Source organism: Brenneria salicis ATCC 15712 = DSM 30166 (genome assembly GCF_003315515.1).
Lineage (GTDB): Bacteria > Pseudomonadota > Gammaproteobacteria > Enterobacterales > Enterobacteriaceae > Brenneria > Brenneria salicis.
This window is the reverse complement of sequence record NZ_QNRY01000076.1, coordinates 1-7,581: the sequence shown is the minus strand read 5'-3', so window position 1 is coordinate 7,581 and position 7,581 is coordinate 1. Positions and strand designations below refer to the sequence as shown.

Genomic DNA, 7,581 nt, shown 5'->3' with positions numbered 1-7,581 from the left:
ACCTGACCCCATGCCGAACTCAGCAGTGAAACGCCGTAGCGCCGATGGTAGTGTGGGGTCTCCCCATGTGAGAGTAGGGAACTGCCAGGCATCAACTAAGTGGAAAGCCTCCTGCGTAAGCAGGGGGCTTTTTGCGTTGTGGCCGTTGTTCATGTTTTTGGTATATTTAGTTTGCTCTCAATTTTCTCTAACCTGCTGATTAATTAATCTATTTACATCTTCTTATTTTCTTTCTGCGATAAACTATCTCTCTATATATGAAAATTACATAAGCTTATTTAAATAGTGATGAAACATTTTCACCTTAGCGAGTGACTACTCGACTTTCGTATCAAAACTCGCTATCTTTGGGCATCTAGAAGTCTAAACATATAAACATATAAACGTATGTTGTGAGGATATAAGGTTATGCCAATCCGGGTTCCTGATGAGTTACCAGCGGTCAATTTTCTGCGTAATGAGAATGTCTTTGTGATGACATCCTCACGCGCTAAAACGCAGGAAATTCGTCCTTTGAAAGTGCTGGTGCTGAACCTGATGCCAAAGAAAATCGAAACGGAAAACCAGTTTCTACGGTTGCTATCGAACTCTCCGTTACAGATCGATATTCAGCTATTGCGTATAGATAGTCGCGAGTCGAAGAATACGCCAACTGAGCATCTGGATAATTTCTACTGTAACTTCGATGATATTCAGGATGAAAATTTTGACGGCTTGATTGTCACCGGCGCGCCATTGGGACTGGTCGATTTCAGTGATGTTGTGTATTGGCCGCAAATAGAGCGTGTGATTACCTGGGCAAAAGAGCACGTAACTTCAACCCTGTTTGTGTGTTGGGCGGTGCAGGCGGCATTAAATATTCTGTATGGTATTCCCAAGATGACGCGTCAGGAAAAACTGTCGGGTGTTTATTCGCATCAGACCTTGCAGCCACACGCTTTGCTGACTCGCGGTTTTGATGAAACCTTTTTAGCGCCACATTCCCGTTATGCGGACTTCCCGACAGAGGTCATTCGTCAGTATACCGATTTGGATATTCTGGCGGAGTCCGGACAGACTGGCGCTTACCTGTTTGCCAGCAAGGACAAGCGTCTGGCTTTTGTCACCGGGCATCCTGAATATGATGCGCATACGCTGGCTGATGAGTACTTCCGTGACTGTGGCGCCAGCCTGGATCCGATGCTGCCCGTGAACTACTTTCCTGACAACAACCCGCAGATTGCGCCAAAATCCACCTGGCGCAGTCATGGTCATTTGTTATTTGTTAACTGGCTGAACTATTACGTTTATCAGATCACGCCATATGATCTACGCCGTATGAATCCGACATTGGAATAATCCATCTCCTTTCATTTTAAAGGCGCCTTTTGTGGCGCCTTTTTTACTTCTGTTTTTCCTGTCCTTCCAGGTTATGAAAGCATTTCCTCTTCTATTTAAAAGTTAATTATCTTATAGATCATGTAATTGAATTGGATTTAATTTAAAAATGGAAATTGTTTTTGATTTTTTGTTTTGTTGAATTACGCTTAAAACTGTCGGTTAAGAAATGTTCTGCTTTCATCCGACGTCCAGATAGTCGCTTAGCGCAGAGGATTCTGAGAAGGAACCATGAAATGACGCAACAGACGATAAGCAAAGATTTGGTGTTCAGCCAGCGTTTTGGTGAGGTAGAGAAACAAATTCTCACGGATGAAACGGTTGATTTCTTAACCGAACTCGTTGGGCATTTTACCGCCGCACGGAATCAGCTATTGGCCGAGCGTCAGGTGCGGCAGTGTAAGATTGATAACGGTCAACTACCAAATTTTATTTCGGAAACCGCTTCCCTTCGTGATGATGAGTGGAGAATTCGCGGTATCCCTAATGACCTGAAAGATCGTCGCGTTGAAATTACTGGTCCTGTTGAACGCAAAATGGTTATCAATGCATTGAATGCCAACGTAAAGATTTTCATGGCTGATTTTGAGGATTCTCTCTCTCCTGGCTGGGACAAGGTGATCGAGGGACAGATTAATTTGCGTGATGCCGTTCGGGGGACGATTTCTTATCGCAATGAGGCGGGAAAAATTTATCAGTTGAAGCCAAATCCCGCGGTTTTGATCTGTCGGGTACGTGGTCTGCATCTGCCTGAAAAACATGTCACGCTACAAGGTGAGGCTATCCCCGCAAGTCTGTTTGATTTTGCGCTCTACTTTTTCCACAACTTTCGTGAACTATTGGCGAAAGGCAGTGGCCCTTATTTCTATTTGCCAAAAATGCAGTCGTGGCAAGAGGCGGCATGGTGGAGGGAGGTCTTTTGCCATACCGAAGATCGCTTTAGGCTCCCAAGAGGAACGATTAAAGCCACGGTATTGATCGAAACGCTGCCAGCCGTCTTTCATATGGACGAAATCCTTTACCATTTGCGCGATCATATCGTTGGGTTGAATTGTGGCCGCTGGGATTACATTTTCAGCTATATCAAAACGTTGAAAAAACATTCCGATCGTGTCCTGCCTGATCGCCAGTCCGTGACGATGGAGCAACCTTTCCTGAGCGCCTATTCAAGATTATTGATCAAAACCTGTCATCGTCGCGGGGCGCTTGCTATGGGCGGCATGGCTGCTTTTATCCCCAGTAAGGATGCCGAGCGCAACAACTGGGTGCTTGACAAGTTGCGTAAAGATAAGGAACTCGAAGCCAGAAACGGTCATGACGGCACCTGGATCGCCCATCCCGGCCTGGCGGATACCGTAATGGCGGTTTTCGGGCAGGCGCTTGGGGCGCGCCAAAACCAACTCGACATTCTGCGTGAAAATGATGCGCCGATCAGCGCCGCGCAGTTGCTGGCACCGTGTCTCGGAGAACGGACCGAAACCGGCATGAGCGCCAATATCCGCGTCGCTATACAGTACATCGAAGCCTGGATTTGCGGTAATGGCTGCGTGCCGATTTACGGACTGATGGAGGATGCGGCGACGGCTGAGATTTCTCGTACTTCTATTTGGCAGTGGATTCATCATGGAAAAACCCTGAGCGACGGGCGCGTGATCACGAAGGCGTTGTTTCAGTAGATGTTGGCTGAAGAGATGCGGGTGATTCAGGAGGCGCTCGGAGAGGCGCGGTTTAGTGGCGGCCGGTTTGATGACGCCGCACGCCTGATGGAAGAAATCACGACGCAGGATGAGCTTATCGACTTCCTTACGTTGCCTTGTTACGCCCTGCTTGATTAATTCTCACTGACGGTAAAAAAGGAATCGCAGCTATGACGACTTCTCGTATCCAGCAGATTCAACAGCTTGAACAAGAATGGAAAAGCGCTCGCTGGGAAGGTATTGCCCGACCTTATCATGCTGAAGACGTGATCAGCTTGCGTGGCTCGGTGAACCCTGAATGTACGTTGGCTCAGTTGGGGGCGGGCAGGTTATGGAAACTGCTGCACGGTGAATCCCGCAAAGGCTACGTCAATTGTCTGGGCGCCTTGACCGCTGGACAGGCATTGCAACAGGCGAAAGCGGGAATTGAAGCCATTTATCTTTCTGGCTGGCAGGTTGCCGCCGATGCGAATCTGGCGTCCAGTATGTATCCCGATCAATCGTTGTATCCGGCCAACTCGGTGCCGGCGATGGTTGAGCGCATCAATAACACTTTCCGGCGCGCCGATCAGATTCAATGGGCTAATCAGATTGAGCCGGGCGACAAACACTACACCGATTATTTTCTGCCGATCGTCGCCGATGCGGAAGCTGGCTTCGGCGGGGTTCTGAATGCATTTGAACTGATGAAGTCGATGATTGAAGCGGGAGCGGCGGCCGTCCATTTTGAAGACCAACTTGCCTCCGTCAAAAAATGTGGGCACATGGGCGGGAAAGTTTTGGTGCCAAGTCAGGAAGCGATCCAGAAACTGGTGGCGGCGCGTTTGGCGGCGGATGTCCTGGGGGTGCCGACATTACTGGTTGCGCGAACCGATGCCGACGCCGCGGATCTGCTGACTTCAGATTGCGACGAGTATGACCAGGCGTTTATTACCGGTGAGCGGACGGCGGAGGGCTTTTATCGTACCCATGCCGGCGTAGAGCAAGCTATCAGTCGCGGTCTGGCTTATGCGCCTTATGCCGATCTGGTGTGGTGCGAAACGTCTACGCCGGATTTGGACGTAGCGCGTCGTTTTGCGCAGGCGATTCACGCCCGCTATCCCGGTAAGCTGTTGGCGTATAACTGCTCGCCTTCCTTCAACTGGAAGAAGAATCTGGATGACAGCACGATTGCACGATTGCACGCTTTCAGGATGAATTGTCGGCAATGGGTTACAAATATCAGTTTATTACGCTGGCCGGCATTCACAGTATGTGGTTCAACATGTTCGATCTGGCCCACGCTTATGCACAGGGTGAAGGCATGAAACATTATGTCGAGAAAGTGCAACAGCCGGAATTTGATGCGATAAAGACGGTTACACCTTCTCCTCGCACCAGCAGGAAGTGGGTACGGGCTATTTTGACAAGGTGACGAACATTATTCAGGGTGGAATCTCTTCCGTCACTGCCCTGACGGGATCGACGGAAGAGCAGCAATTCTGAGACTAAGCGGTCAGCGTGATGCTGGCCGGGCTTCATGTGGAGTGCATGATGGTGCGTGACCTTGAGCAACTGGTGGCCCAGACGATTTTGCAGGGGTTTGATGCGCAATACGGTCGCTTTCTGGAAGTCACCTCTGGCGCGCAACACCGATTTGAACAAGCGGATTGGCCCGGCATACAACAAGCCATGAAGCAACGCATCCATCTTTATGATCACCATGTCGGACTGGTGGTTGAGCAGTTGCGTTGCATTACCGGTGAGCGCTGTTATGACGCGGATTTCCTGGGCCGGGTAAAACAAATCTACACACAGTTATTGCCGGACTATCCGCGTTTTGAAATTGCGGAAAGCTTTTTCAATTCGGTTTACTGTCGCTTGTCTAACCATCGGGCGCTCACGCCCGATAAATTATTCGTTTTCAGTTCCCAGCCAGAAAAACGTTTTCTTGAAATTCCTCGACCTATTGTGCGCGTCTTTCTTCCCTCTGATGGCTGGCCAGCGATGCTGGAAAGGTTGTTGCAGGATTTACCACTGCGTTTGCCGTGGGAAGATTTACCGCGGGATATTTCATATATCGTCAGTTGTCTTCAGCGAACCTTCTCCACGCAACAGCTATCTCAGGCAACGTTACAGGTCGCCAATGAGTTGTTCTACCGTAATAAAGCGACCTGGCTGGTGGGGAAACTGTTATTACCCGAAGGCATATTCCCTTTTCTACTGCCGATTCATCACAACGAACAAGGCGCGGTATTTATTGATACCTGCCTGACCAGTCACGCTGAAGCCAGTATCGTCTTTGGCTTCGCCCGTTCCTATTTTATGGTTTATGCGCCTTTGCCATCGGCGTTGGTGGCTTGGTTACACGATATTCTGCCGGGCAAAACCACCGCTGAGCGCTATCTGGCGGTTGGTTGCCAGAGACATAGTAAGACGGAGTATTACCGCGAATATCTCCATTATCTTGGCGAATCGCGGGAGCAATTTATTATTGCGCCCGGCGTGAATGGCATGGTGATGCTGGTGTTTACACTGCCATCGTTCGATTGCGTTTTTAAAGTGATCAAGGATCGCTTTGCGCCGCAAAAAGAGGTAACGCTGAACGGGTAATGGCCTGTTATCGTTTGGTAAAAGAGCACGATCGCGTCGGAAGGATGGCGGACACGCAAGAATACAAAAACTTCGTTATTGATAAACACCGCATTAGTCCTGAGTTAATGGCGGAGTTGCAGCGTGAGGCGCCGGGAAAACTGGAGGATTCAGGCGATCAGATGGTGATCAGCCACCTGTACATGGAACGGCGAATGACGCTGCTGAGTCTTTATCTTGAGCAGGCGACGGATCAGCAACTGCATGATGTGATTGAAGAGTACGGCAATGCTATCAAGCAATTGGCCGCCGCCAATATTTTTCCCGGCGATATGTTATTTAAGAACTTCGGTGTGACCCGGCATGGCCGGGTGGTGTTCTACGACTACGATGAGATTTGCTATATGACGGAAGTCAATTTCCGTGATATTCCGCCGCCACGCTATCCTGAAGATGAAATGGCAGCGGAACCCTGGTACAGCGTCGCGCCCGATGATGTGTTTCCTGAAGAGTTCAGACATTTTCTTTGTAGTGACAAAAAAGTACGGCGACTCCTTGAGGAAATGCACGGCGAGTTGTTCTGCGCCGATTACTGGCGAGCGCTACAACAACGTATCCGTGACGGACATATTGAGGATGTCTATGCTTATCGGCGCGGCAAACGATTTAGCCAGCGGGTAACGGAAAACACCTGGTCTGAAAGGGCGTGACGCCCGTCAGCCGCCCAGCATGACGCATTATGCGCCGCTGTATTCGTTGGTGATCTGTTTGGCGGCCTTAATCACCAACGCGCCCAGTTCAGTTACGCGGTCGTCGGTAATGCGCGAAACCGGGCCGGAGATCGAGATAGCGGCGAAGGCTTCGTGATGCTCATCCAGAATACAGGCCGCGATACAGCGCAAGCCCAGCGCATGTTCCTCATCATCAAACGAATAACCCTGTTTGCGGATCAGCGACAGATTATCTTTCAGGTTCTGCGGCGAATTCAGCGTATGCGGCGTATAACCATGCAGCCCTTTTTTGTGCAACAGCTGGGTAACCTGGCTTTCCGGTAAATTCGCCAGAAACGCTTTTCCGGCCCCGGAAGCATGCATCGGCAGTTTGCCGCCGATCGGCGCCGACATGCGCATCAGTGCGGTGCATTGAACCTGATCGATGATGATAGCCTGACAATCGCTTTGATCGAGCACCGCCAGGTTGACCGTTTCACCGGAAGCTTCCATTAGTTTTCTCAGGATCGGGTGCACAATAGCCAACAGATTACGGCTTTGCAGAAAGCTGCTGCCGACGATAAAAGCATGAGAGGCGATAGTCCATAACCCCAGATCACCCACCTGGCGGACAAATCCTTGCTGCTGCATGGTGGTCAGCAGACGATGCGTGGTTGAGTTGGGTAATCCCGCTTGTTGGGCAAGATCGGTGAGCGCTACGCTGCCATGCGCTTTGGCGATAAATTCCAATAGCGTTAAACCGCGCGTCAGCGATTGTACCTGTCCGGTGGCCTGGGCTGGCGTCGCGGCGCTGGCTCTGGGTTTTTTGCCTCTTTTGGCAGGTTCAGGTGACGTCATAGCATGGTTCCCCTATTGCGATAATGGAATTGATTTTCTTTTTTCCAGCCAATAATGCAACACTTCTTTCGCCGGCGCGAAAATAACCCTTGCGACTAAAAAAGTCTCATGTGACGCGACATCAGCAGATCTGCAACTTATGCTAAATAACTGATCCTAATATCGCTACATTTTTACCAACCCATGATTCCCACCGGGGAATGGGCTGACAGTATTCATAAAGTGACGCCCTTTTTTCAGTAACTGCCACATTGAGCGGCACTGGTGGTTTCCGGTTATCGTTTCGTGCAGCGCCTGCCACAGCCGTTCAACATGATTTACCCAGGGCGAGTAAACCGGCTGATAAATAACACGAAACTTCGGATTCT

The 7,581-nt window shown here is 49.9% G+C and carries 2 protein-coding genes, 1 rRNA gene and 4 pseudogenes; 5 read left to right on the top strand and 2 right to left on the bottom strand.

The window, feature by feature from the left end; translation table 11 throughout:
• The 5 genes and pseudogenes from rrf to aceK form a co-directional block, all read left to right on the top strand.
• Window positions 1-90 (top strand): 5S ribosomal RNA (gene rrf / locus DES54_RS18055); the annotation flags it as partial.
• A 318-nt stretch (window positions 91-408) separates the two neighbouring features.
• Window positions 409-1,338: a homoserine O-acetyltransferase MetA gene (gene metA, locus DES54_RS18050; protein ID WP_113869733.1), complete on the top strand. Its 930-nt coding sequence runs from the start codon at window positions 409-411 to the stop codon at window positions 1,336-1,338.
• A 275-nt stretch (window positions 1,339-1,613) separates the two neighbouring features.
• Window positions 1,614-3,212 (top strand): annotated as a pseudogene (aceB, locus tag DES54_RS18045) (malate synthase A).
• 32 nt (window positions 3,213-3,244) lie between these two features.
• A pseudogene (aceA, locus tag DES54_RS18040) lies at window positions 3,245-4,559 on the top strand (isocitrate lyase).
• 48 nt (window positions 4,560-4,607) lie between these two features.
• Window positions 4,608-6,355 (top strand): annotated as a pseudogene (gene aceK, locus DES54_RS18035) (bifunctional isocitrate dehydrogenase kinase/phosphatase).
• Between the two features lie 27 nt (window positions 6,356-6,382).
• Here aceK and iclR read toward each other — a convergent pair.
• On the bottom strand, window positions 6,383-7,213 hold the full coding sequence (gene iclR, locus DES54_RS18030; RefSeq protein WP_113869731.1) for a glyoxylate bypass operon transcriptional repressor IclR: 831 nt from the start codon (window positions 7,211-7,213) through the stop codon (window positions 6,383-6,385).
• A gap of 165 nt (window positions 7,214-7,378) precedes the next feature.
• Window positions 7,379-7,581, bottom strand: a pseudogene (locus DES54_RS18025) (IS630 family transposase); the annotation flags it as partial.